Below are 22,258 nucleotides of genomic sequence, written 5' to 3'. Positions count from 1 at the left end.
AGCAAGAGAGTGGAATTCAAGACGAACAAAGTACTGGCGGGTGCAAGCGCTTTCGCGCTGGCTACGTCGGTCCTCAGCGTCCCCACTGTCGCGTTCGCAGAAGAAAAGAGCGGTATCGCGGCCATCCTGCCCGATCCTATCGAGTTCGTGCCCATGCTCATCGCCTTCGTCATCCTCTGGGTGATCCTGGCGAAGTTTGGCTGGCCCCTGTTCGATAAGATGCTGGAAAAGCGCGCCTCCACCATCAAGGAAAACCTTGAGCAGGCTGAAGAGGCACGTCAGGAAGGCGAGCGCGTTCTGGCCGAGTACAAGCAGGAGCTTGCCCAGGCCAAGACGCAGGCTTCGCAGATCGTCGCCGATGCCAAGGCTGCTGGTGAAGCCGCCAAGGCTGACATCACGGCTCAGGCTCAGCGCGAGGCTGCCGAAATGATCGCGAAGGCACAGGTTGCCATCGAGGCCGAAAAGAAGGCTGCCATCGCCGAACTGCAGGGCTCTATCGCCGACACGTCGATTGCCGTGGCTTCTAAGCTCATCGCCAACGATCTGACCGACGACGAGCACCGCGCTCTGATCGAACGCTACGTGAGCGAGGCGGGTAGTTTCAATGCCAACTAATCGTCACGACATCCAGGCCGAAGCCGAAGTCTACGCATCCAATCTTCTGGATGCCGCTCAGGCTGCCGGTGGTCTCGACGCCGTGATGGCCGTACGTGCCCAGCTCGATCAGATCGTTGCCTACGATCGTTCGCATGTCGAGCTCACCGATGCCATGCAGGATCTTGCATACACGGTCGAGCAGCGCAGCGAGCTGATTAGGAACGTCTTTTCCGACTGCCGTCCTGAACTGGTTTCGGTGTTGGGCGTTATGGCCGAACGTGGCGATTGGGAAGACCTGGCCCGTATCCGGGCCGCATTCAACCAGCAGATTGTCGACAAGCTGAACGTGAACGTGATCGACGTGACCACGCGCGTTGCCCTCGACGACCATCTGCGCCAGGTTATCAAAGACAAGGCTGCCGCCGAACTGGGCGGAACCATCGTGCTCGTGGAGAGCATCGACGATTCCATCCTGGGTGGCATCATCATGAACGCAAACGGCAAGCGTATCGATGCAAGCATGCGCACCATGCTCTCGAACGCTCGCAGTGTGCTTAAAGAAACTGATGGAGGTGAATGCTAGTGACTGAAATCACCGCACAGTCTATCGACGAGGCACTGCGCAAGCAGCTCGACGCTCTGAACACGAGCGTGGAATCTCGCGAGGTTGGCACGGTCATTCAGGTCGGCGACGGTATTGCCCGCATCGATGGCCTGAAGGGCGCGATGGCTGGCGAGCTGCTCGAGTTCACCGGGGCCAACGGCCAGACCGTTTACGGTATGGCTCAGAACCTCGAAGAGGACGAAGTAGGCGCCGTTCTGCTGGGTGACGTCACCGCAATCAAGGAAAACGACCAGGTGAAGACCACCGGTCGTATCGTGGAAATCCCCGTCGGTCGCGGAATGTTCGGGCGCGTAGTAAACGCCCTGGGCATGCCCATCGACGGCAAGGGCCCCATCGAGGCCGAGGGCATGCGCCCCGTGGAGTTCAAGGCTCCCGGCGTTATCTCTCGTCAGCCTGTGTGCGAGCCCATGCAGACGGGTATCCTCGCTGTCGACTCGATGATCCCCATCGGTCGCGGTCAGCGCGAACTTATCATTGGCGACCGCCAGACTGGTAAGACCGCTATCGCTATCGACGCGATCATCAACCAAAAGGGTCAGGACATGATCTGCATCTACGTGGCAATTGGCCAGAAGGCCTCCACGGTTGCGGGTCTGGTGGAGACTCTGGAAAAGCATGGCGCCATGGACTACACCATCGTGGTCTCCGCCACCGCTTCCGACTCCGCTCCGCTGCAGTACATCGCCCCCATGGCTGGTGCTGCTATCGGCGAGTACTTCATGTACAACGGCAAGGACGGCAAGCCGGCCAGCAAGGACAACCCTGGCGGCCACGTGCTCTGCATCTACGACGACCTGTCCAAGCAGGCTGTCGCCTACCGTCAGATGTCGCTGACGCTGCGTCGCCCGCCGGGACGCGAAGCTTACCCTGGCGACGTTTTCTACCTGCATTCTCGCCTGCTCGAGCGTGCAGTAAAGATGAACGACGAGAACGGTGCTGGCTCTCTCACGGCTCTGCCGATCATCGAGACCCAGGCTGGCGACGTTTCCGCCTACATTCCTACCAACGTGATTTCGATCACCGACGGTCAGATCTTCCTGCAGACCGACCTGTTCTTCCAGGGCCAGCGCCCTGCAATTAACGTGGGTATCTCCGTATCCCGCGTAGGCGGTTCTGCCCAGACGAAGGCCATGAAGCAGGTTGCCGGTTCGCTCCGTCTCGACCTTGCTTCCTATCGCGAACTGCAGGCATTTACGCAGTTCGGTAGCGACCTCGACAAGGCTACGCAGGATCAGCTGAACCGTGGTGCCCGTATGACCGAGCTTCTGAAGCAGGGTCGTTACGTGCCGATGCCCTTCGAGGAGCAGGCTCTGGCCATCTATGCTGGTGGCAATGGCTTCCTCGACGACATCGCGGTCGAGGACGTCGTTCGCTTCCGTGGCGAGATGCTCGACTTCGTGCGTGCTTCCCGTGGCGATCTCCTTGCGCACCTGCGCTCGGAGAAGAAGTGGACCGATGACATCAAGGCGGAAGCTAACGAGGCTATCGAAGCCTTCAAGCAGCAGTTCGCCGGTTCGGCCCAGGCTTAAGAGGCGGTAACGGATGCCAAACCTACACGACATTCAAAGGCGCATCAACTCCGTCAACTCGACGAAGCAGATCACCCGTACCATGGAAATGGTGTCGGCGGCCAAGATTCGCAAGGCAACCGAACGCGTTGCTGCGACCACGCCGTATTCCGACTCCATGGCCGAAATGCTCGGGCATGTTGCCGAAAGTGCAGGTGGCTCGGAAAATCCTCTGTTGCAGGAACATGATGAAGTAAAGAACGTGCTGGCCATCGCCGTGGTTTCCGACCGCGGTCTGGCCGGCGGGTTCAACGCGAACGTCCTTCGCACCGTGGAAAAGCAGATCAAGAAGCTTTCCGCGGAGGGTGTGGATACTCACGTTATCGCGTGTGGCAAGAAGGCAATCTCGTACTTCAGCTTCCGCGGAATCGAATTGGACATGGTGTTCAAGGACCTTTCCGCAGACCCGACGTTCGATGAAGCCGCCACTATCGCGCAGCGTGCCATCACCGGGTATACGAACGGCGACTACGATAAGGTCGTCATCGTGTACAACCACGCGAAGAACGCGGCAGAGCAGACGCTTCGCACCGAAACGATTTTGCCCATCGATGCTAGCGCGCTTGCGCGCGAGGAGGATTTCTCCAAGGCACTCGAGGCAGGCGTGGCGGCCGAGGCCGAAGAGAACGTATCCACTGGCGATGTGGACTTCGAGCCCAGCGCCGAGGACGTACTCGACAGCTTGCTTCCCGCATACGTGAAGATGATGATCTACCACGCACTGGTTGACAGCGCCTGTGGTGAGCAGGGCGCTCGCCGCAACGCCATGAAATCAGCAACCGATAATGCGACCGAGATGGTGGAAACGCTCGAGCGTTACTACAATCGAGTTCGCCAAGGTGCCATCACGACCGAGATCAACGAGATCGTCGGTGGCGCAGCAGCTTTGGAGGAATAAATGGCTGAAGAAAACAAGACTCAAGGGGGTGTCGGTCGCATCGTCCGTATCGTCGGTCCTGTTGTTGATGTCGAGTTCGCTCGCGAGAGCATGCCCGCAATCTACAACGCTCTGACGGTTGATGCAACCACTCCTCTGGGCGACGTTCACGTCGTCATGGAGGTGCAGATGCACCTTCCCGGCGATCTTGTGCGCGCCGTTGCCATGTCGTCCACCGACGGCCTGGTTCGCGGTCTCGACGTGCAGGACACCGGTGCTCCCATCAAGATGCCCGTTGGCCAGGCAACTCTGGGCCGCATTTGGAATGTGGTCGGCGAGCCTGTTGACGGCAAGGAGCTCCCTGACAACATCGAGAAGTGGATGCCCATCCACCATCCCGCTCCCGAGTACGACACGCTCACCACGAGCACCGAAGTGTTCGAGACGGGCATCAAGGTTGTCGACCTGATCGAGCCCTTCATCCGCGGCGGTAAGACCGGTCTGTTCGGTGGCGCTGGCGTAGGCAAGACGGTTCTCATTCAGGAACTCATCAACAACCTCGCTCAGGAGCACGGCGGCACGTCCGTATTCACGGGCGTAGGCGAGCGTACTCGTGAGGGTACAGACCTGTACCTGGAAATGAGCGAGTCCGGCGTTATCAACAAGACCTGCCTTGTGTACGGTCAGATGAACGAGCCTCCCGGAGCGCGTCTGCGCGTCGGTCTGGCTGGCCTGACGGAAGCCGAGTACTTCCGTGACCAGGGTCAGGACGTTCTGCTGTTCATTGACAACATCTTCCGCTTCACGCAGGCTGGTTCCGAGGTTTCCGCTCTGCTCGGCCGTATGCCTTCCGCTGTAGGCTATCAGCCCACGCTCGCTACGGAAATGGGCGACCTGCAGGAGCGCATTACGTCCACCACCACGGGCTCCATTACGTCGGTACAGGCTGTATACGTACCCGCCGACGACCTTACCGACCCGGCGCCCGCTACCACGTTTACGCACCTCGACGCCAAGACGGTTCTCTCCCGTTCCATCGCCGAGCTGGGTATTTACCCCGCCGTCGACCCGCTGGAGAGCACGTCTCGCGCTCTCGACCCCGAAGTCGTTGGTCAGGAGCACTACGACGTGGCTGTTGGCGTCCAGGAGATTCTGCAGAACTACAAGGACCTGCAGGACATCATCGCCATTCTTGGTATGGACGAACTGTCCGAAGAGCAGAAGCTCACGGTTAGCCGCGCCCGTAAGGTGCAGCAGTACCTGGGTCAGCCCTTCCACGTTGCCGAGCAGTTCACCGGCAACCCGGGCGTCTACGTCAAGATGGAAGACACGGTGCGTTCCTTCAAGGAAATCCTCGACGGCAAGTGCGACGATATCCCCGAGCAGTGCTTCACCTATAAGGGCGCTATCGAGGAAGTGTACGCTGCGTACGAGAAGATGAAGAAGGAAGACTAATGGCTAGCATTACCTGCGACATCGTCACCCCGGTAAAGAAGCTCTTCGGAGAAGACTGCTACATGGTGGTCGTGCCGGGTGTGGAAGGCAACATGGGCTTTCTGCCCGGACATGCACAGCTGATGTCGACGCTGGCCGACGGTGTTGTTCGCGTCTACTCCGATGCCAACACCGTGTCCTCTACGTACGCGCTGCAGGGCGGTTATGTGCAGGTGACCGGTGAAAAGGTCATCGTTCTGGCCGACCGTGCCGTACCGGTCGAGAGCATCGACCTGGAAGCTGTGCGCGCGCAGATCGCCGAGGCGGAAGAGGCCATCAAGGCCGAAACCGACGAGGCTGCCAAGGCTCTGGCCGAGGCTGATCTGGCGTGGTACAAGGTGCAGGAGCACGCTGCCAGCGGCAACGTTGCTGCGTAGTCTCCACTGCATAGCTTGAAGCGAATGGGCACCCTTCGGGGTGCCCATTTTTTGCGCCGTGCACTTACGCGCATGTAGGCGATTAGCCTGCGCTAGGCCGTTGGGATCCCTGCGTGGACAGTACACCTGTATGATATGAGCCTAAAATGGTAACAATCATTGTTCGAAAGCCCACGCCTCCTATAGCTGAATGTATAATCACGCTATCTTCATAAGCACGAGAGGGGCGTGGTGTTATGGGTATCAGTCGTAAGCTTGTCTCCGTATTGCTCGCATGCGTGTTGTCGATTGCCTGGGTGCCCGCAATGGCGTTTGGCGTGTCGGACGATCTTGGGGGCGCTACTGGCTCAAGCGTTGGCTCTGACCAGTCTGGGGAGCTCGGGTCCGATGAAGCCGATGGGCTTGTGGCCCAGCCGGAGGGACAGAACGAGCTCGGGCCCCAATCAAATGAAGCAGGAGATGGTAGCGAGCTTGCGCCCGCGTCCACGGGGTCTCTTGAGACGCAATCCGTCAATGATATGGCTACCTTCACGTATTCGTATACGGGCGAATCCGTTGACATGCGGGTTGGCGATGGTGGCGAAAATATGACCGATTTGCCGCAGGGCTCGTTCGAAGGCTATTCAACCACGTACTATTCCGCTGAGAATAAAGTCGTTTTTCATTTCTCTGTGCTCTTCATCGATCAGATGACGAGTCTGACCATCAACGGCGTTGATTACAGTAGTTACATTCCCGATACGAAGCAGGAAAAGCTCGACGCGTTTACGTATCAGCATACGGAATTCGATGTTACCGTTTCGAGGTCTAATACGTACGAGATTGCTACGTCAACCGTTCGCGATGATGATCCCGCAGTAGGTAATTTCCTCTGGTCGTATCGCGACGAGGACAAGGGGAACGATGATTATATCGATCGCGGCAAAATTGAGTTCGTGAGCGTCGTATACGGTGGCGTTACGTACGGAGCCGATGATCTTTCTGAGGGCTCAATCATGGATTGGCGCGAGAGTGCGGAAGGCGATGGCGGAGCGGTGTTCCCGGCGGGCGCTGTGCTCACGGTGAAGCTCATCCCCGATCATGGCATGCAGCTCGTGTCGTTTGGTCCCAATGGGCAAACGTTTACGGCGGGCGATGACCCCGCTGTGTATACCTTCGAAGTTGCGAAGGGCAATTTCCACCTAGCGGCCCATTTTGACGAGGTCGATGATGCGGTGGTGTCTGATGATGATGCTATTTCGGGCGGGTCGATTGTGCTGTCCGATAAAGACGTCGATTCTGGTTCGGCTATCTTGTCCGTTGATAGTGCCAAGGTGAGCGACGATGAGCTTAATGCGCTGCAGACGGCTGCAACGGGGGCTGGGGAGTATACGGTGCAAAGTGTCGTTGACCTTTCCTTGAACCAGGTCATCTACAAGGGCGTGAACGATGCGTCGACTGCCTGGACGGCCTCTCTTGGATCTGATGAGCCCCTTGAGGAGAACGCCGTTGTTTCCCTGAAGCTGGCTGACGGCGATCAATACGGTTCTGTCGTGGTAGTTCATCAGGAGCATGACGGCACCTGCGTGGCAGTGCCTACGCAGTATGATTCCGCGACGCAAACGGCTACGTTCGAGACGGATGGTTTCTCGAATTACGCCATTGCCACGACGAAGGCCGAGGTAAAGTCTGCGGCAGTGTATCGCCTGTATAATCCGAATTCGGGCGAGCATTTCTTCACGATGAGCGAATCGGAATATGAAAACGTGAAGGCGGCGGGTTGGAACGACGAGGGCGTTGCATGGCAGGCTCCGCTTGAGGGTGCTGAGGTGTATCGCCTGTACAACCCGAACGGGGGAGATCATCACTTTACGATGAGCGTCGAAGAGCGCGATATGCTGAAGAAGCTTGGCTGGAACGACGAGGGTGTTGCCTTCTGCAGCGCCGATGAGAGTGGCGTTCCCGTTCATCGCCTCTACAATCCGAATGGTCTTGCGGGGAACCACATGTTCACGGCAAGCCAGGACGAGAGCGATTTCGTCAAGGCGGCGGGCTGGAACTACGAAGGCATTGGCTGGTATGCCGCCAATCCTGAAGGGGCGCTCGATTAGGGTTCGCCTGTGAATCGTCGCGGGCGCGGGGCGGGGTTGCCCTTCGGGGCACCCGCTCCGCTGCTCGCGTGGGCAAGGCCCCAGGCGGGCCTTGCCCTACGCTCGTGCGCTCGCTGGTTCATGCTTTCACTTGGCGCTGCCCGGACTTTCCTTGGCGTTTCGGAAACTGCGTTTCCGCCCCGCCTTCGGAAGGTCCGTATGCAGCGCCTTTCATATTGGCTTTCACAGTGCCCCTATGGGCAACCCCGCCCCGCGCCCCACGCGGATCCAATTGCATCGACCCTATCCATGCGCCCTTACGGCTTGTCGGCCTCCCATCCAAGCGGGACTTCTATAAACCGGGGCGGATTGTTGTTGCGTCGCCTATCGTGAAGATTATTATCTCGTTGCCTGCCTCGATTTCTCTGATGATGCGTAGTTTGACGAGGTCGCATGCTTGTATTTGCATAACCGCTGCTTAGGGTTTGTTGTTCGTTGAACGCTTTCCGAAATGCTCGATAGAGCTTGTTCTCGAGTTGGTTTTGCTTAATTCGAGGAGGCGTGAGCAGGGAGCGTGGCAAAGTCGAATGATCTGAAGTTCGTCGGGGCGGTATAAAGCGACAGTGCTTAGCGATAAGCCGTAGTCGTTCAATTGGACTCGATAGACAACCGCGGGCAATGTGCGGAGCCGGCCGATTCCCAATCGGCTACGTCACCCGAAGAGCCTACCAGCGCTCCGCCAGCGATTGAGGGAGAGGTGCAACGGGGCTGCTACAGGTTGAGCGACCTGGAATAGCATCTAATCGGCCGGAGCCGGTAGCCCATAGGGGCACTGTGAAAACAAAAGATGAAGTTGCTTGGCTTAGCCAAGCAACCCTTTAAATACATGAACCAGCGAGCGCACGAGCGTAGGTTTCGGCCCGTGTGGGGCCGAAACCACGCGAGCAGCGGAGCGGGTGACCTGAAGAGCATCACCGGCAGGGCAGCTGCGATCGGAAAAGCAAAAAAGCAGGCCCATTTCTGGACCTGCTCAAATTTCGTGGCGGAGAGCTGGGGATTCCGGCGTTCGCTTCGCGAACCCCGACCCCTCCCTCGCAGGCTCGGTCGGGCGAATTCCTAAAAGCCGTCCACTGGACGGCTTTCTTAACGGAATTCCACCTCATCGGTTCGAATCCCCAGTAACGGATCCCGAATAATAAAAAACAGGCCCCTTTCGGGACCTGCTTAAAAGTCGTGGCGGAGAGCTGGGGATTCGAACCCCAGATACCCTTTTGGGGCATACTCGCTTAGCAGGCGAGCACCTTCGGCCTCTCGGTCAGCTCTCCGCGGATGCGTCTTAGACGCGGTACGCTATGATACCGTGACATTTCCAAACATGCAAGCATTCGCTTTGCGTAAAACATAGGGTCTGCGCTTTCGGGTATAATCAGGCCAAATTGAACCAAAATCGCACGTAGAGAGGGGAATCGGATGCTTTCGCGATTCAAGTTGTCGCAAATGCGTCGTAATGATGGGCCCGTATGCGCCAGTGCGGGGCGCACAGCGGCCACGTGGGGGATGGGAACCCATGCGCTGCGCTCGCTTGTTCTTGCCGTATGCCTCATGGCTCTGGTGCTCCTTGCGTGCGCGATCGCTCCTTCGCATGCCTACGCCAAGGACTACACCATTCCGAAGGTGGATATTACCGCCGATGCGCAAAGCGATGGCTCGCTGCATGTGGTCGAGCAGCGCACGTTTAGCTTCGATGGCACGTTTTCCTGCATCTGGTGGAATATGCGTAGCGGCAGCTTCACGGTAAACAGCGTTCAAATCGGCGAAGTGGACAGCAACGGCGACGTTGCGCTGATTGATATGCCCAGCGTAGGCTTCGACCTGTCGTGGCGCGATGCAGGCGGCCCGGGTTACACGTCGTACTCGGTCGATACGGGCAAGAACACGGTCTACGCGTTCTTCAACGCTACCGATTGCGATGTCGTTATCCAGATCGACTACACGGTAAAGGCGGGCGTCACGCCGTATAAGGACTGTGCCGACCTGTACTGGCAGTACATTGGCACCGATTGGGCGGTTGCGAACGAGAACGTTACCTGCACCATCACGATGCCCGTTCCCGCTGGGGCGGCTCCCGTTATTGGCTCGGACGTGTACGCCTGGGGCCATGGCCCACTTACGGGTACGCTTGCCTTCAATGACTCCGCTACGGCCGTAACGTACAAGGTCGACAAGGTGAAGCCGGGGGAGTACGCCGAAGCGCGCGTGGTGTTCCCTCGTACGTGGCTTACGAACATCAGCTCCGACGCCCTGGAATCCACGGGTGACACGGCATTTCTCGATAGCATCCTGCAGGCGGAAGAGGAATGGGCCGACGCGGCGAATTACCAGCGCATGTACTCCCAGCTCTACATTCTGTTCTGGGCGTTGCTTTCGGTGGCGCTCATCGTGTGGGCTGTCGTGATGTACTTCCGACATGGCAAGGAGCACAAGCCCACGTTCACCGAGGACTACTGGCGTGACGTGCCCAATCGCAACGTCCATCCTGCCACCATTGGGCGCCTGTGGCGTTTCGGCAAGGAAGATTCCAACGATTTCATGGCCACAATCATGTACCTGTCGCATGCGGGTGTGCTCACCATTGCGAAGGGTACGTACCAAAAGAACAAGAAGACCGTCGAAGATTATTACATCACCATCAAAGACGAAGAGGCCGATGCGCTCAGCGATCCTATCGACAGGGAAGCCATCAAGCTTCTTCGCAAGGTTTCGAACGGGAAGAACCCCTTCTGGCTGGGTTCCATTCGCGATTATGGCAAGGCCCATCCTTCGGCGTTCAACAATGCCGTGGAAGCGTGGCAGGGCAAGGTAACCGCAGCCCAGAACAAGGCCGATTACTTCGAGGAGAACGGCAACAAGTGGCAGGGCCGTCTCATCAGCGTGGCGCTGGGCTATCCTATCATCTGCTTTTTGATTACGTTCTTCATCGTGGAGAATTACATTCCGCTCGTGTTTTCCATCGTTACGGGCATTGCGCTGTTTGCCCTGTCCAACTTCATGACGCGACGCACGCAGAAGGGCCTCGACGATTACATGCGCTGCAAGGCGTTGCGTAGGTGGCTGTGCGAATTCTCGGCGCTCGACGAGCGTCCGCCTACGGACGTGAAGGTGTGGGGCGAGTTCATGGTGTACGCCTACATCTTCGGCGTGGCGAAGGAAGCCCTTGCTCAGCTGCGCAAGGCCGTTCCCCAGATCTTCCAGGAAGACGATGACCTTATGGGTCAGAACAGCTGGTACGTGCCCTGGTATGCCATGTACGGCACGCGTCATGGCGATTCGTTTGCCAGCGTGTTCGATACTACGTGGTCGAATACGGAATCCATCGTGAGTTCGGCGCTTTCGTCCAGTTCGTCGAGTGGCGGCTTCGGCGGCGGGTTCTCCGGCGGCGGTGGCGGCGGCTTCGGCGGCGGTGGCGGCGGCGCACGCTAGCCTTATTTCGGCGCCATGCGAATTGCTGGGAGCGAGGGAAACCTCGCTCCTTTTTTGTGCCTCGCGGCTAGCGGCTTCGTCTGATTGCCAGGTGGCAAGTTCTGTGCAGGGCTTTCGCGCTTTTGCATGCCAGTCTTTCGGTTTTGCTCCATTGCGCTATAGTGAGCTGAACATACCGATAGAGAGAGGAGCGCGCATGGTAAAGAAAGACAACGTGATTCTTATCGGCATGCCCGGCGCGGGCAAGAGCACGCTGGGTATCGTTGCGGCCAAGATCATCGGATACGACTTCCTCGATGCCGACCTGCTCATTCAGAAGCAGAGTGACAAGACGCTGCAGAAGATCATCGACGCCATGGGTCCCGACGGGTTCATCCAGGTGGAAAACGAGGTACTGTGCGGCATCGACGTGCATCGCACGGTGGTTTCCCCGGGTGGTTCGGCAGTGTACTCCGAAGATGCCATGAAGCACCTTTCCGAAATCGGCACCATCGTGTACTTGAAGGTATCGCTCGACGAGCTCATGGGCCGTTTGGGTGGCCTGCACGAGCGCGGCGTCGTCATGAAGGACGGCATGGGCGGTCTGGCGGATATCTACGAGGAGCGCATTCCCCTGTACGAGAAGTATGCTGAAGTGACCATCGACATGGATGGCACTACGGTACGCGAGGCGGCGGCCAAGCTGGTTGATACGCTTTCCATGAGGGGAGCCATTTAGCCTGCAGGGTAGCGCACCCTGCGCGTTCTCTGTGGTAGAATGCCTTGTGCGCCTCCGTAGCTCAGGGGATAGAGCACCGCTCTCCTAAAGCGGGTGTCGTACGTTCGAATCGTATCGGGGGCACCAGGAATACAAAGGCCGAGCGCTTTGCGCCCGGCCTTTTCTGTTGCGTGGCCCCGTTGTGCTCGATGAGGAGTGTGTGTTCGACCGCTAGGAGTTTGCGTTCGCCAGACGATACGAAGCTGTAAGAATTGCTTCAGTGGTGTTTAACGATAATGGATGAAGATGGTTTCAGGTCGACATCGTGGGCCGAAGAGGAAATCGGTCTGCGTGTTCGGATAGAAAGCTCCATTCGCAAACTCTAGGAGGTTCTTTCATGAAACAGTACCAGCTCTTCATCAATGGCGCGTTCGTGCCGAATGGCTCGCGAGAGATGGCGGATGTCATCAACCCAGCCACCGAAGAGGTCATCGGCCAGGTGCCGAAGGCTACCGAAGCCGATGTGGCCGCCGCCGTAGACGCCGCCTACGAAGCCCAGAAATCCTGGGGCAAGCTTCCCGCCGTGGAACGTGCGAACTATCTGTTCGAGCTTGCACAGCTGGTTGAGGATAACCAGGAGCTCTTCGCCCAGACGAATACCGCCGAAATGGGAAAGCGCATTTGCGAATCGCGCGATGAGGCTGGCTGGCTGGCGGAGTACCTGCGCTTCTATGCACGTCAGGCGCGCCATATCAAGGGCGAGATCATTACGTCCGACCGTCCGAACGAGAACATCTTCCTGTACAAGAAGCCCATTGGCGTATGCGCGGGCATCATGCCGTGGAACTTCCCGTTGTTCCTCATTGGCCGCAAGGTAGCTCCCGCGCTGGTTGCGGGCGACACCGTGGTGCTGAAGCCGTCTAGCGACTCGCCCATGGGGTGCTATGAATTCGCCAAGCTCGTTGAGCAAAGCTCGCTGCCGGCGGGCGTCATCAACGTGGTTTCGGGTGGCGGCGCCCTGGTAGGCAACGCCCTTTCCGGCAACGAGAAGGTGGCGCTGGTTACCATGACGGGTTCCACGCCCGTGGGCAAGCAGATCATGAAGAACGCCGCCGATCATGTGGCGCGCGTATCGTTGGAGCTGGGTGGCAAGGCTCCGGTCATCGTTATGGCCGACTGTGACCTCGATGCCACGATCGAAAACATCTTCAACAGCCGCTTCCTGAACTGCGGCCAGGTTTGCAATGCTGCCGAGCGCGTGTACGTGCAGGCGCCCATCTACGATGAGTTCGTGGCGAAGATGACCGAGCGCATTGCTCGCGCCACGTACGGCGACCCGCTCGACGACAGCGTCGACATGGGTCCCATGGTGAACCGCCGTCAGGTGGAAATCGTTATGGACCTGGTGAATAGCGCCAAGGAAGAGGGCGCGAAGATCGTTGTGGGCGGCAATGCCCCCACCGACAAGAAGGGCTATTGGATGGAGCCTACGCTCATCGTCGACTGCAAGCACGAGATGCGCGTCATGACCGAGGAAATCTTCGGGCCCGTGTTGCCCGTTGCCAAGTTCGAGACGCTCGACGAGGCTATCGAAATGGCAAACGACAGCACGTATGGCCTTACCAGCTCTATTCACACCACCGACCACGATACGGTGATGCGTGCGCTGAACGAAATCAACTTCGGCGAGATCTACGTGAATCGCGAGCACTTCGAAGCGTTCCAGGGCTTCCATGCGGGCGTTCGCCAGTCGGGCTTGGGTGGCGACGACGGCGAGCACGGCCTTGAGGAATTCCTCGAGACGCACGTTGCCTACGTCGATTGGAAGTAACGGCATAGCTTGCGCGTAGCCCGCGAAGCGGTAGTGCTCGAGCGACGATGCATATGAAGGCGAGGGCCAGCTGCGGTATGCGGCTGGCCCTTTCTATCGCCGCAGCGCGGCGAGTTCGTTTTTCATTTCCGGGGAAACGCGACGGCTTTCGCGGGCCTTCTGGATTGCCTTGTTGTGGGTCCAGGTGTCGAGAGCTCCTCGTTCCAGTACGTCACGCGCATCGGCGGGTTGTTTGACGAGCGCTTCGGCAATGTACCATGCGCGCATCATGTCGATGTAGTATTCGCCTGGCTCCACGTTCACGACGGCTTCCATGAAGGCGCGGTCGTATTGTTCGTCGAGAAACCAGCGCATGAGCACGCCGATGCCGAAGCGCGTCATGTACGTCATGGCTTCGCGTTGCCCGCGTTCCATCCAAGATAGGGCAAGCGCGGCGGTGCGCTCGGGTTGTTTGGCCAACGTGGCTGGACGCATTTGGTCGCAGGTCGCCCAGTTGTCGACGTAGGGCAGGAAGGCTTCGAGCGCCTCTACAAGGGCGTCGTAGTCCTTCAGGCCGTTCAGCACGAACGCATGCAATTGGCTTTCCTCGAAGGTGCGATGGGGAAGCGCGTTCAGGAACAGCTCGACGTCGTCGCGCTTGGCGAGCGTTTTTGCGAGCTTCTTGAGATCGGGCGTTCGCACGCCGATGATTCGTTCGGGGGTAATGGTTGGCATGAGGGGCGCCATGAACTGGGCGTATTTCTTATCGTGCAGGCTTTGCAGGCTCGATTCGATGTCGTGGGCGATGTCGGTCTGGCGTACGTCGATGTCAAATGCCTCCGCAAGCAGCGCTTCGAAGGGCTGCTCGTTGGTAACCGCTTCGAGCATTCGTTCCTTTTCGCTGCGCGAAAGTTGCTTGAAGTGCCATTCCGCACTCATGGCCGCATGTTTCGATGCGAAGCGTGCGTATGTTACAAGCTCTACGGGGCGACGGCATTTGGTGTACTTTGCGCCTTGCCCAGCGTTGTGTGTTGCGACGCGTGCGTCAACATCGGTGGAATAGCCGCAGTACAGCGTGTCGTCGGCGCAGCGAAGCACGTAGGTGAAGTATGTTGGGCTCTGCTTGGTCATGTGGGTATTGTACCCCGCCGTGCTTGCGCCTCCGCGACGAGGGGCTGCCTGCGTGCGATCGCCGTCTTACGCCATTCCCAGGAATTTTCGGATTTCGGGGGAGTGGCTTTGGTCGAACAGCTCGTTTGCGGGAACGACACACTGAAGCCGCCCGTTCAGGATGATGCCGACGCGATCGGCGAGTGTTTGCGCTTCGTGAAAGTCGTGCGTTACGAATACGATGGTGCACCCAAACTGGTTGTGAATGCAGCGAAGCATGCGGTACATGGCCTGTTTCGTGGTGGGGTCGAGCGCGGAAAAGGGCTCGTCGAGGATGAGAATGTCAGGCTCTAGTACGAGCGCGCGGGCAAGCGCGCATCGCTGCGCTTCGCCGCCGCTGATGATTCCGGGAAGCCGTTTGGCAATGTGTTCAATTTCGAAAAGCTCGAGCATTTGGCTCACGCGTTTGGCTATTTCTTCGCGGGGCACCTTGTGGCGTTTCAGGCCGTATGCGATGTTGTCGCGCACGGTCATGTGGGGGAAGAGAGCGTAGTCTTGATACAGAATGCCTAGGTGACGCTGTTGAATGGGCAAGCCATCGACGTCTTTGCCATCGAGCAGGATGCTGCCATGTTCGATGGGGTATGCCCCTGCAATGGATTCCATGAGCACGGTTTTGCCTGAGCCCGTTGTTCCCAGGATGGCAAATACCTCGCCTGGTTCAATATGCAGGTCGTTCACGTGCAATGTGAACTCGCCGCGTGTGACCATCAGGTTGTGCACGTCGATAGAACCGGGCATCTAGTCGTCCTTTCGGGGGCGTTTACGATTGCTCACGCGGGCGGCGCCAATGGGCTTGGTGAGAACGTTCGATATGACGAGCGTTGCCGCAGACACCACGAGCATGATCATGGCGGTGGCCATGGCTGTGTCGGTGTTGCCCGTGGAAATGGAAAGGTACACGCTGCCAGGCAGGGTTTCGGTGCGCATGCGCGTAACGCCCACCAGCATGAGCGTGGCGCCGAATTCTCCGATGCCACGCGCCCAGGTGAGCACGAACGTGGAGATGATGGTGTTGCGGCAGAGGGGCAGCAACACGGTGCGAAACGTCTGGAATGAGCTCGCGCCAAGCGTCTTCGCGATGAACTCCATGCGTGGGTTCACGTCCTTGAACGCCGTGAGCATCATGCGAATGGAGAAGGGCAGGTTCACGATAAGCTGGGCGAACACAATCCCAACGGGTTGGAATACCACGGCAAACCCAATGTCTTTCAGCGCCTTTCCCGCAGGGGAGGAAAACATGAGCAGCAGGGCGAAGCCGAGCACGATGTACGGAAGCGACATGGTGAGCTGCATGAGCGTTTCGGCGGCGCGTTTGCATGGCATGTTAGTGCGCGTGAATGCGTACGCCGTTGGCAGCGCGATGAGCAGGCAGAGCGCCGTGGAAATGGTCGATGTTGCAACGCTCATCTGCAGCGAGAAGAGAACTTCCGCCGAAGAGACGGCTTCGGAAAGATGCGTAACGCCACCTGCGATGATGGTTAGGATGGCGCACCCGATGAAGAGAAGCGGAATGCAGGCGATGGCAATGCATACCGCTCCAAAGCGGTCCTTCAGTCGTCCCGCATGCTTTATGGGAGGTTTGTTTCGTCGATTCATGGCAACATTTGGCCGGGGCGCGAGTGGACGCCCCGGCCAAAGGGGAGGTGCTATTTGCCGGCCAGTTCGTAGCCGTACTTCTGCCAAATGTCGTTGGCCGTGCTGGTCTGCAGGAATGCGTCGAATGCGTCGGCTGCGTCCTTGTTGGCAACGCTGGTAAGGCGTGCGGCGGGGACGGTCTTTACGTAAGCGTCCATATCGCTCGTTTCCAGGATGGAGGCGCCGTCGGCCTTTACGTTTTCCTTCCATACGATGCCTGCGTCGCCTTCGCCCGACGCCAGTGCCGTGGCGATTTGGGGAGCGGTCGTGGTGGTGGTGATGGCGTTCTTCCCCTGAAGGGTATCCCAGATACCGGCGTCGGTAAGTGCCTTCTTGGCGATCTTGCCGATGGGCGTGGAATCGGGGTCGCCAATGAGCAGCGTGTCGCAGTTCGCCAGGTCGCCCAGTGCGGTAATGCCCTTCGGGTTTGCGGTTGGCACGGCGATGACGGGGATATGCTTTACCAGGTCGGTGCTGGTCTCTACGTAATCCGCCACGGGCTTCAGTTCGTCGGCGGAGCCAGCGATGAAGTAGTCGCCCTCTTGCGTGGTGGTAATCTGCGTTTGGATCTGCGCGGCATTCGCGAAGGTGATGTTCATCTCGCAGCCCGTTTCGGCCTTGAATGCATCGGCGATTTCCTGGAACGGGTCGGTCATGCCGGCGCCGCAGTAGATGTTCAATGAGCTTCCCGCGAGCGATGCGGTAGTTGCAGCGTTGTCCCTGTTGGCGCTTGCCGTTTCGGTTTGCGTGGACTGCTTGGCGCAGCCAACGAATATGCCGCCTACGGCGAGCGTGAGGGCGGCGACGCCCGAGTACTTGAGTATGTCACGACGTGTGTACTGGTTTGCAAACGGTTCTTCCATGTGTGCCTCTCCCATTGTTCTAATATGCTCGTATGAGATTATTCCGATACGAGGTTAAACACGGATAAATATATACCAATATGAGGATAAAATCAGTACGAAATTGATGAATGCATGCCCGTTCTTGGGTGCGGAGAATTATGCCTGCATGCTGCCCTATTTGGACTGCTGTGAGCCTATCCAGTTACGCGTGCATTCAATGAATGCCTTTGCGGCGATGGATGCTTTTTCGTAACTACGTACCGCGATGGCAACCTGGCGGTGCATGGGGATTTCCGGCTCGAGCATGGCTAGGTCGTACGGCATATCGCGCAGGAGCAGCTGGGGGAATAGCCCATAGCCCAGCCCCTGGTTCACCATGGCCATAACTGCATAGTCGTTGTCGATCTCCATTTTCACGTGCGGTTTCACGTTGTGGTTTTCGAAGAGCGCATCCATTTCCGTGTGCGTGTCATTGCGAACCTTGATGTACGGTTCGCTTTCCATGGCCTCGGTGGGGAAGAAGTCGGCGCTGGCCAGCGGATGGTCCTTTGCCACCACGAAGTACATGGGGTCTTGCGCAAGGGGGATAGTGAAGAAGTGCTTCGACGTGGGCAGCACCAAAAAGCCGCAGTCGTATTCGCCGTGCCAGAGAGTTGCCTCCTGCGCGTCTTGCTCCTCGTATACCGCGATGTCGAATTCTACGTTGGGGTGGTCTTGCTGGAACTCACGGATGATGTGGGGAAGCCAGTGGATTGCGATGCTGGCGAAGGCCGAGATGCGTACCGTACCGCCTTCTACGTGGCGTACGTCGTCGAGGCGCGTTTGGAGGGCGCGTTCGGCGTTGCAGACGTCTTGAACCCAGGGGAGGAGTGCCCGTCCGTCGGGCGTAAGGCGTGCGCCGGCATGGTCGCGAATGAACAGCGATGTCCCCATTTCGTTTTCGAGGGCATTGATGATGTAGCTAATGCCGGCCTGGGTGTAGCCCAGCTCTTCCGCTGCCGCTTTGAAGCTGCCTGTTTCGGCTGCTTTTACAAACGCTTCATACTTCTGGTTCATTGTTTGCCCACTTCATATTGATAAACGAGCACGTCAAGAGGTATATAAGACTCTCTTGTATATGCTTAGAATACTCTCGATATACTTTTTTATGCAAGCGCGATAGTATGAGCGTAGTAAGTCAGCGCATAGCGCGTTGCACGAGCCAAACATCAGTTGCATATGCGGCAAGCGGGGTAGCCCCTGCTTAGGTTCGTGCGCGCAGGAAGGCAAAGCGGTGTTCAACAAGAGGTGGATATTTATCGGGCTCGTTGTCATGCAGACGGCCATCTATGGGATGGGTAACGTCGTCATGAAGATCGCCTACGAGGGTATCTCTCCCCTGTGGTGTGCCGCCTTGCGCTTTGGCATTGCGTTTGCCGTGTTCATGCTCGTGTTCGGGCGCAAAGTTGTGCCCCTGCTACGCGGCGTCCGCCTAGGCGCCTGGCTGCCTTCGAGTGCCTTCATGGCCGTGAGCTATCTTGCGTGCAGCCTGGCCGTCAACCTTACGAGCGCTACGAATGCCGGCTTCTTCATTGCTCTGCCCATGTTGTTCACGCCCGTGTTGTCCCTTCTCGTGACGGGGAGCAAATTCGGCAAGAGTACGGTGTTTCTGCAGGGCATGGTCATAGCGGGTTTGTATCTGCTGTGCTGCAATGGCGGTGCGCTCCAGTTCGGATGGGGCGAGTTGTTCGGTCTGTTCAGCTCGGCCACGTTCGCTGCCTCCTTGGTGTTCGGCGAGCGCGGTTTGGGCGAGGTTGATCCCATTGCGCTTTCCACGGCCCAGATAGGCGTTACGTTCGTTGCTGCCCTGGGTGCCGCAATCGCATTCGAGCCGATGCCCGTCTTCTCCGCGGTGCCTGTTGCCAGCTGGGCCTCCATCGCCTTCCTGGGTTTGTTCGGAACCTGCCTGGCGTTCTTCCTGCAGAACTTCGCTTTGGCCCACGTGCCTTCCGCTACTGTGTCCGTTATCTTGTGCGCCGAGCCCGTCTTTACTGCAGCTATCAGTGCCGTGGCGCTGGGGGAGGTGCTTACTGGCCTCGGGGTCGCCGGTGCCGCCCTCATCGTGGCCTCCACCGTTGTGGCTTCGCGCCTCGAATCCAAGCCCGCTGCTGAACAGGGGCAGCTTTCTGCTGCTGAAGTCTAGTCTGGTCCCGCGGCCGACCGGCATATGCCCTTCGGGGCACCCGCTCCGCTGCTCGCGTGGGCAAGGCCCCGCACGGGCCTTGCCCTACGCTCGTGCGCTCGCTGGTTCATGTTTTTACTTGCGCTGCCTGGGTCTTCCTTGGCGTTTCGGAAACTGCGTTTCCGCTCCGCCTTCGGAAGGCCCATTTGCAGCGCATTTGTTTGCTTTCACAGTGCCCCTGCGGGCATATGCCGGTCGACCTTACCCATTTAGGGTTGTAGCGCCAGCGACTACCTCATTCGCAACGAGCTGGCTTGAAGCAAGGCGCGACCATGTAGGCTGCCCGACCACGATGAGTGCGGCCCTTTGTAAATCTTTTCTTTGTTGCGGCTCTTATTTGCGCTGCTGGCCATCCTCTGTTGTAGCCAATTGGGTTTAAAGGTTTAAACCTTCTCAGCTTCGGCAGCGCGGGCTCCGCGGGATTCGTAGCGCTCTCGAGGGGTTGGTTGGCTAACGAGTGTGTACTGCCTCGTGTGGACATACGCGTTCCAACAAGACTCTTTGAGTTGCGACTAGCGTTTCGTGTGATGTTGAGGGGATAGCCAATCGTGGTGGCCCCACCCGAATCCGCGCTAGCGGACAGGCGGCGTCCCTCCCCGAGGCACTGTGAAAGCAAATAACGAAGTTGCTTGGCTTAGCCAAGCAACCAGTTAAATGCATGAACCAGCGAGCGCACGAGCGTAGGTTTCGGCCCGTGCGGGGCCGAAACCACGTGAGCAGCGGAGCGGGTGCCTCGGGGAGGGACGCCGCCTGTCCGCCCGGGAGCGAATAGATACGAAAAGGGCCAACCCCAAAGAGCTGGCCCTAAAGCAATCACGCGTAAGCGTTAGTTGGAACTCGATGAGCTCGAACTGGAAGAGTTAGAGCTACTGGAGTCACTCGACGAGCCAGAGCTGCTCGAAGAGGAGCTGGAAGAGCTTGCGGGGCCCGTGCTGACGTAGATGGAGATGGACCCATCGGAGTTCTTCTTCTGGTCGATGACGACGCCCTTGGCAACGCTGCTGCTGGACTGATCGACCACATGTACGTCAAAGTCGCTCAGCTCGGAAAGCGCTTCCGACTGGGTGAGGCCAATGACGTCGGGAACGGACTGCTGTCCCAGCGATACCACGTAGGTGACCTTGGTGCCCTTTTCGACCTTCGTGCTCTTCGAGGGATTCTGCGAGATGATGCAGCCCTTGGCTACCGAGGTGGAATACTGGGAATCACCTGCGGTGCCCGTTAGGCCAACAGCCTCGAGTGCTTCCTTGGCTTCGGATTCCGTCATGCCGGAAAGATCGGGTACGGAAACGTTCTGAGAGCCCTTGGACAGGTAGTACGTAACGGTGGTGCCCGCGTCTACCTTCGTGCCGGCGGTAACGTCCTGGCGGGCTACCGTGCCTTCGGCGGCGCTGTCGGAGTATTCGGAGGTGCCTTCCTTGGCGGTGAGCCCCAGCTTGCTAAGCGCGGCTTTCGCCTGGTCGGCCGTCATGCCAGAAAGGTCGGGAACTTCGATTTGCTCCTTGCCCTTGGAAACGTTCAGGTTCACCGTGGTGCCTTCGGCGGCCTTTGTGCCAGCCGAGGGGTCGGTGGAGACCACGTTACCTGCGGCAACGGTATCGCTGTACACCTCGGTGGTGGTGCCCACTTCGTAGCCGGATGCCTTCAGCGTTACAGCAGCTGCCTGCGCGCTCTGGCCCGTTACGTCGGGAACCGTGCCCTCCTTGTTGCTGGTAATGAGGAACACGGCTGCGGCAATGGCCGCAACGACAACAATGAGCAGCAAGGCTACCACGATGTTGCGATTGCGCTTCTTCTTGCGCAGGGCCTCTTCGTCGACGGCCTTCATGGTGCGCGCCGCCTGGGTGGGGGCGCCCGTAGCGCCGTCGACGGCAGGCATGACCTGCGTACCGTCGGCCATGGGCGGTACGAATGCGCCTGCCATGACATGCGTTGCGTCGGCCATGTTCACCGGGCGACCGGCGAGGTAATCGTTCAGCGCATGCTTCATGTCGCTTACCGTGGCGAAACGCGCCAGCGGATCCTTTTCCAGGGCGCGCATGATGATCTGCTCCAGACCGGGGTCGACCTCGGGGTTGATTTCGCTCGGCGGAACGGGGTATTCGCTCACCTGCTTCATGGCCACGCTTACGCTGTCGGGGCCATCGAAGGGCAGCTTGCCCGTAACGGCCTCGTACATGACCACGCCGAGCGAGTAGATGTCACTTGCGGGAGTGAGGTCTTTACCCTGCGCCTGTTCAGGCGAAATGTAATGCGCAGTGCCCAGTACGGCGGACGTCTGCTGCTTCATGGAGTTCTTCGCGCGTGCAATGCCGAAGTCCATGACCTTCACGTTGCCGTCGGGCTGGACCATGATGTTCTGCGGCTTCACGTCGCGATGAATGATGTCCTGGTTATGCGCCACGGAAAGAGCCTGGCACACCTGGGAGCCGATTTCCGCGACCTTGCGCTGGCTAATGGCGCCGCGCTGCGTGATGGCCGTCTTCAGGTCGCTTCCGCGTACGTATTCCATGACGATGAAGTACGTATCGCCGTCGTGGCCCCAGTCGTACACATTTACGATGTAGGGACTCTGCAGGTTGGCTGCCGATGCAGCTTCCTGGCGGAAACGCTGCGTGAAATCGGCGTCGGCGGCGTATTGGGGGAGCATGACCTTCACCGCAACGACGCGACCGAGTACGCGGTCTTGCGCGCGGTATACTTCCGCCATGCCACCGATGCCAATGCGGTCGGTGAGCTGATAGCGGTTATTGAAGACTCTGCCTACCATGTTTCCGTTCACGTATAAAC

17 protein-coding genes and 2 tRNA genes are annotated in these 22,258 nt (G+C 58.5%); 12 read left to right on the top strand and 7 right to left on the bottom strand.

What is annotated here, in order from left to right:
- The first annotated feature begins 9 nt into the window (after positions 1–9).
- The 7 genes from atpF (at position 10) to AAY81_RS08110 (ending at position 7,628) form a co-directional block, all read left to right on the top strand.
- A complete protein-coding gene (atpF, locus tag AAY81_RS08140; RefSeq protein WP_066663769.1) occupies positions 10–615 on the top strand; it encodes a F0F1 ATP synthase subunit B in 606 nt (201 codons plus the stop codon).
- Complete coding sequence (locus tag AAY81_RS08135; RefSeq protein WP_066663768.1) at positions 605–1,180, top strand: F0F1 ATP synthase subunit delta; 576 nt, start codon at positions 605–607, stop codon at positions 1,178–1,180. Before atpF ends, AAY81_RS08135 begins: the two co-directional genes overlap by 11 nt.
- A complete protein-coding gene (atpA, locus tag AAY81_RS08130; protein WP_177168491.1) occupies positions 1,174–2,751 on the top strand; it encodes a F0F1 ATP synthase subunit alpha in 1,578 nt (525 codons plus the stop codon). The genes AAY81_RS08135 and atpA overlap by 7 nt, the downstream gene beginning before the upstream one ends.
- A gap of 13 nt (positions 2,752–2,764) precedes the next feature.
- Positions 2,765–3,688: an ATP synthase F1 subunit gamma gene (gene atpG / locus AAY81_RS10635; RefSeq protein ID WP_066663763.1), complete on the top strand. Its 924-nt coding sequence runs from the start codon at positions 2,765–2,767 to the stop codon at positions 3,686–3,688.
- Positions 3,689–5,122: a F0F1 ATP synthase subunit beta gene (gene atpD, locus AAY81_RS10630; protein ID WP_066663760.1), complete on the top strand. Its 1,434-nt coding sequence runs from the start codon at positions 3,689–3,691 to the stop codon at positions 5,120–5,122. It begins immediately after the preceding gene.
- Positions 5,122–5,538 (top strand): ATP synthase F1 subunit epsilon, encoded by a 417-nt coding sequence (atpC, locus tag AAY81_RS08115; RefSeq protein WP_066663758.1) that lies wholly within the window; start codon positions 5,122–5,124, stop codon positions 5,536–5,538. The genes atpD and atpC overlap by 1 nt, the downstream gene beginning before the upstream one ends.
- Positions 5,539–5,774: 236 nt before the next feature.
- Complete coding sequence (locus tag AAY81_RS08110; protein WP_066663757.1) at positions 5,775–7,628, top strand: hypothetical protein; 1,854 nt, start codon at positions 5,775–5,777, stop codon at positions 7,626–7,628.
- A 1,213-nt stretch (positions 7,629–8,841) separates the two neighbouring features.
- On the opposite strand, the gene AAY81_RS08105 is transcribed toward AAY81_RS08110, so the two are convergent.
- Positions 8,842–8,932 (bottom strand) — tRNA-Ser (locus tag AAY81_RS08105).
- 232 nt (positions 8,933–9,164) lie between these two features.
- Here AAY81_RS08105 and AAY81_RS08100 point away from each other — a divergent pair.
- The 4 genes from AAY81_RS08100 to aldA all read left to right on the top strand — a co-directional run bounded on the left by AAY81_RS08100 (position 9,165) and on the right by aldA (position 13,615).
- Entirely contained in the window at positions 9,165–11,087 is a 1,923-nt protein-coding gene (locus AAY81_RS08100; RefSeq protein ID WP_066665156.1) for a DUF2207 domain-containing protein, read from the top strand.
- Positions 11,088–11,283: 196 nt separating this feature from the next.
- Positions 11,284–11,805: a shikimate kinase gene (locus AAY81_RS08095; protein ID WP_066663756.1), complete on the top strand. Its 522-nt coding sequence runs from the start codon at positions 11,284–11,286 to the stop codon at positions 11,803–11,805.
- A gap of 50 nt (positions 11,806–11,855) precedes the next feature.
- Positions 11,856–11,931: transfer RNA gene (locus tag AAY81_RS08090), tRNA-Arg, on the top strand.
- 250 nt (positions 11,932–12,181) lie between these two features.
- A complete protein-coding gene (aldA, locus tag AAY81_RS08085; protein WP_066663753.1) occupies positions 12,182–13,615 on the top strand; it encodes an aldehyde dehydrogenase in 1,434 nt (477 codons plus the stop codon).
- A 93-nt stretch (positions 13,616–13,708) separates the two neighbouring features.
- Here aldA and AAY81_RS08080 read toward each other — a convergent pair whose 3' ends face one another.
- From AAY81_RS08080 to AAY81_RS08060, 5 genes are all read right to left on the bottom strand, one after another.
- Entirely contained in the window at positions 13,709–14,725 is a 1,017-nt protein-coding gene (locus AAY81_RS08080) for a GIY-YIG nuclease family protein (protein ID WP_074777106.1), read from the bottom strand.
- Positions 14,726–14,791: 66 nt separating this feature from the next.
- The gene (locus AAY81_RS08075) at positions 14,792–15,505 is read right to left on the bottom strand and encodes an ABC transporter ATP-binding protein (protein WP_066663750.1); all 714 of its coding nucleotides are present in this window, start codon (positions 15,503–15,505) and stop codon (positions 14,792–14,794) included.
- Entirely contained in the window at positions 15,506–16,363 is an 858-nt protein-coding gene (locus AAY81_RS08070) for an ABC transporter permease (protein WP_066663747.1), read from the bottom strand.
- Between the two features lie 50 nt (positions 16,364–16,413).
- On the bottom strand, positions 16,414–17,265 hold the full coding sequence (gene modA / locus AAY81_RS08065) for a molybdate ABC transporter substrate-binding protein (RefSeq protein ID WP_066663744.1): 852 nt from the start codon (positions 17,263–17,265) through the stop codon (positions 16,414–16,416).
- A gap of 156 nt (positions 17,266–17,421) precedes the next feature.
- Positions 17,422–18,303, bottom strand: a complete 882-nt coding sequence (locus AAY81_RS08060; RefSeq protein ID WP_066663742.1) for a LysR family transcriptional regulator — start codon at positions 18,301–18,303, stop codon at positions 17,422–17,424.
- Positions 18,304–18,520: 217 nt separating this feature from the next.
- Here AAY81_RS08060 and AAY81_RS08055 point away from each other — a divergent pair, with 217 nt between their 5' ends.
- Entirely contained in the window at positions 18,521–19,429 is a 909-nt protein-coding gene (locus AAY81_RS08055) for a DMT family transporter (RefSeq protein WP_066663740.1), read from the top strand.
- An 865-nt stretch (positions 19,430–20,294) separates the two neighbouring features.
- On the opposite strand, the gene pknB is transcribed toward AAY81_RS08055, so the two are convergent.
- Complete coding sequence (gene pknB, locus AAY81_RS08050; protein WP_066663737.1) at positions 20,295–22,238, bottom strand: Stk1 family PASTA domain-containing Ser/Thr kinase; 1,944 nt, start codon at positions 22,236–22,238, stop codon at positions 20,295–20,297.
- Between the last annotated feature and the right edge of the window lie 20 nt (positions 22,239–22,258).

Source organism: Denitrobacterium detoxificans (assembly GCF_001643775.1).
Lineage (GTDB): Bacteria > Actinomycetota > Coriobacteriia > Coriobacteriales > Eggerthellaceae > Denitrobacterium > Denitrobacterium detoxificans.
Note: the sequence above shows the minus strand (reverse complement) of the source record. Positions and strands in the feature narration are given on the sequence as shown.

Excerpts from the sequence above, each read along its gene's own strand:
- AAY81_RS08135 (WP_066663768.1), top strand. The coding sequence starts at position 605 with ATGCCAACTAATCGTCACGACATCCAGGCCGAAGCCGAAGTCTACGCA.
- atpA (WP_177168491.1), top strand. The coding sequence starts at position 1,174 with ATGCTAGTGACTGAAATCACCGCACAGTCTATCGACGAGGCACTGCGC.
- atpG (WP_066663763.1), top strand. The coding sequence starts at position 2,765 with ATGCCAAACCTACACGACATTCAAAGGCGCATCAACTCCGTCAACTCG.
- atpD (WP_066663760.1), top strand. The coding sequence starts at position 3,689 with ATGGCTGAAGAAAACAAGACTCAAGGGGGTGTCGGTCGCATCGTCCGT.
- atpC (WP_066663758.1), top strand. The coding sequence starts at position 5,122 with ATGGCTAGCATTACCTGCGACATCGTCACCCCGGTAAAGAAGCTCTTC.
- AAY81_RS08110 (WP_066663757.1), top strand. The coding sequence starts at position 5,775 with ATGGGTATCAGTCGTAAGCTTGTCTCCGTATTGCTCGCATGCGTGTTG.
- AAY81_RS08100 (WP_066665156.1), top strand. The coding sequence starts at position 9,165 with ATGGGAACCCATGCGCTGCGCTCGCTTGTTCTTGCCGTATGCCTCATG.
- AAY81_RS08095 (WP_066663756.1), top strand. The coding sequence starts at position 11,284 with ATGGTAAAGAAAGACAACGTGATTCTTATCGGCATGCCCGGCGCGGGC.
- aldA (WP_066663753.1), top strand. The coding sequence starts at position 12,182 with ATGAAACAGTACCAGCTCTTCATCAATGGCGCGTTCGTGCCGAATGGC.
- AAY81_RS08080 (WP_074777106.1), bottom strand. The coding sequence starts at position 14,725 with ATGACCAAGCAGAGCCCAACATACTTCACCTACGTGCTTCGCTGCGCC.
- AAY81_RS08075 (WP_066663750.1), bottom strand. The coding sequence starts at position 15,505 with ATGCCCGGTTCTATCGACGTGCACAACCTGATGGTCACACGCGGCGAG.
- AAY81_RS08070 (WP_066663747.1), bottom strand. The coding sequence starts at position 16,363 with ATGAATCGACGAAACAAACCTCCCATAAAGCATGCGGGACGACTGAAG.
- modA (WP_066663744.1), bottom strand. The coding sequence starts at position 17,265 with ATGGAAGAACCGTTTGCAAACCAGTACACACGTCGTGACATACTCAAG.
- AAY81_RS08060 (WP_066663742.1), bottom strand. The coding sequence starts at position 18,303 with ATGAACCAGAAGTATGAAGCGTTTGTAAAAGCAGCCGAAACAGGCAGC.
- pknB (WP_066663737.1), bottom strand. The coding sequence starts at position 22,238 with ATGGTAGGCAGAGTCTTCAATAACCGCTATCAGCTCACCGACCGCATT.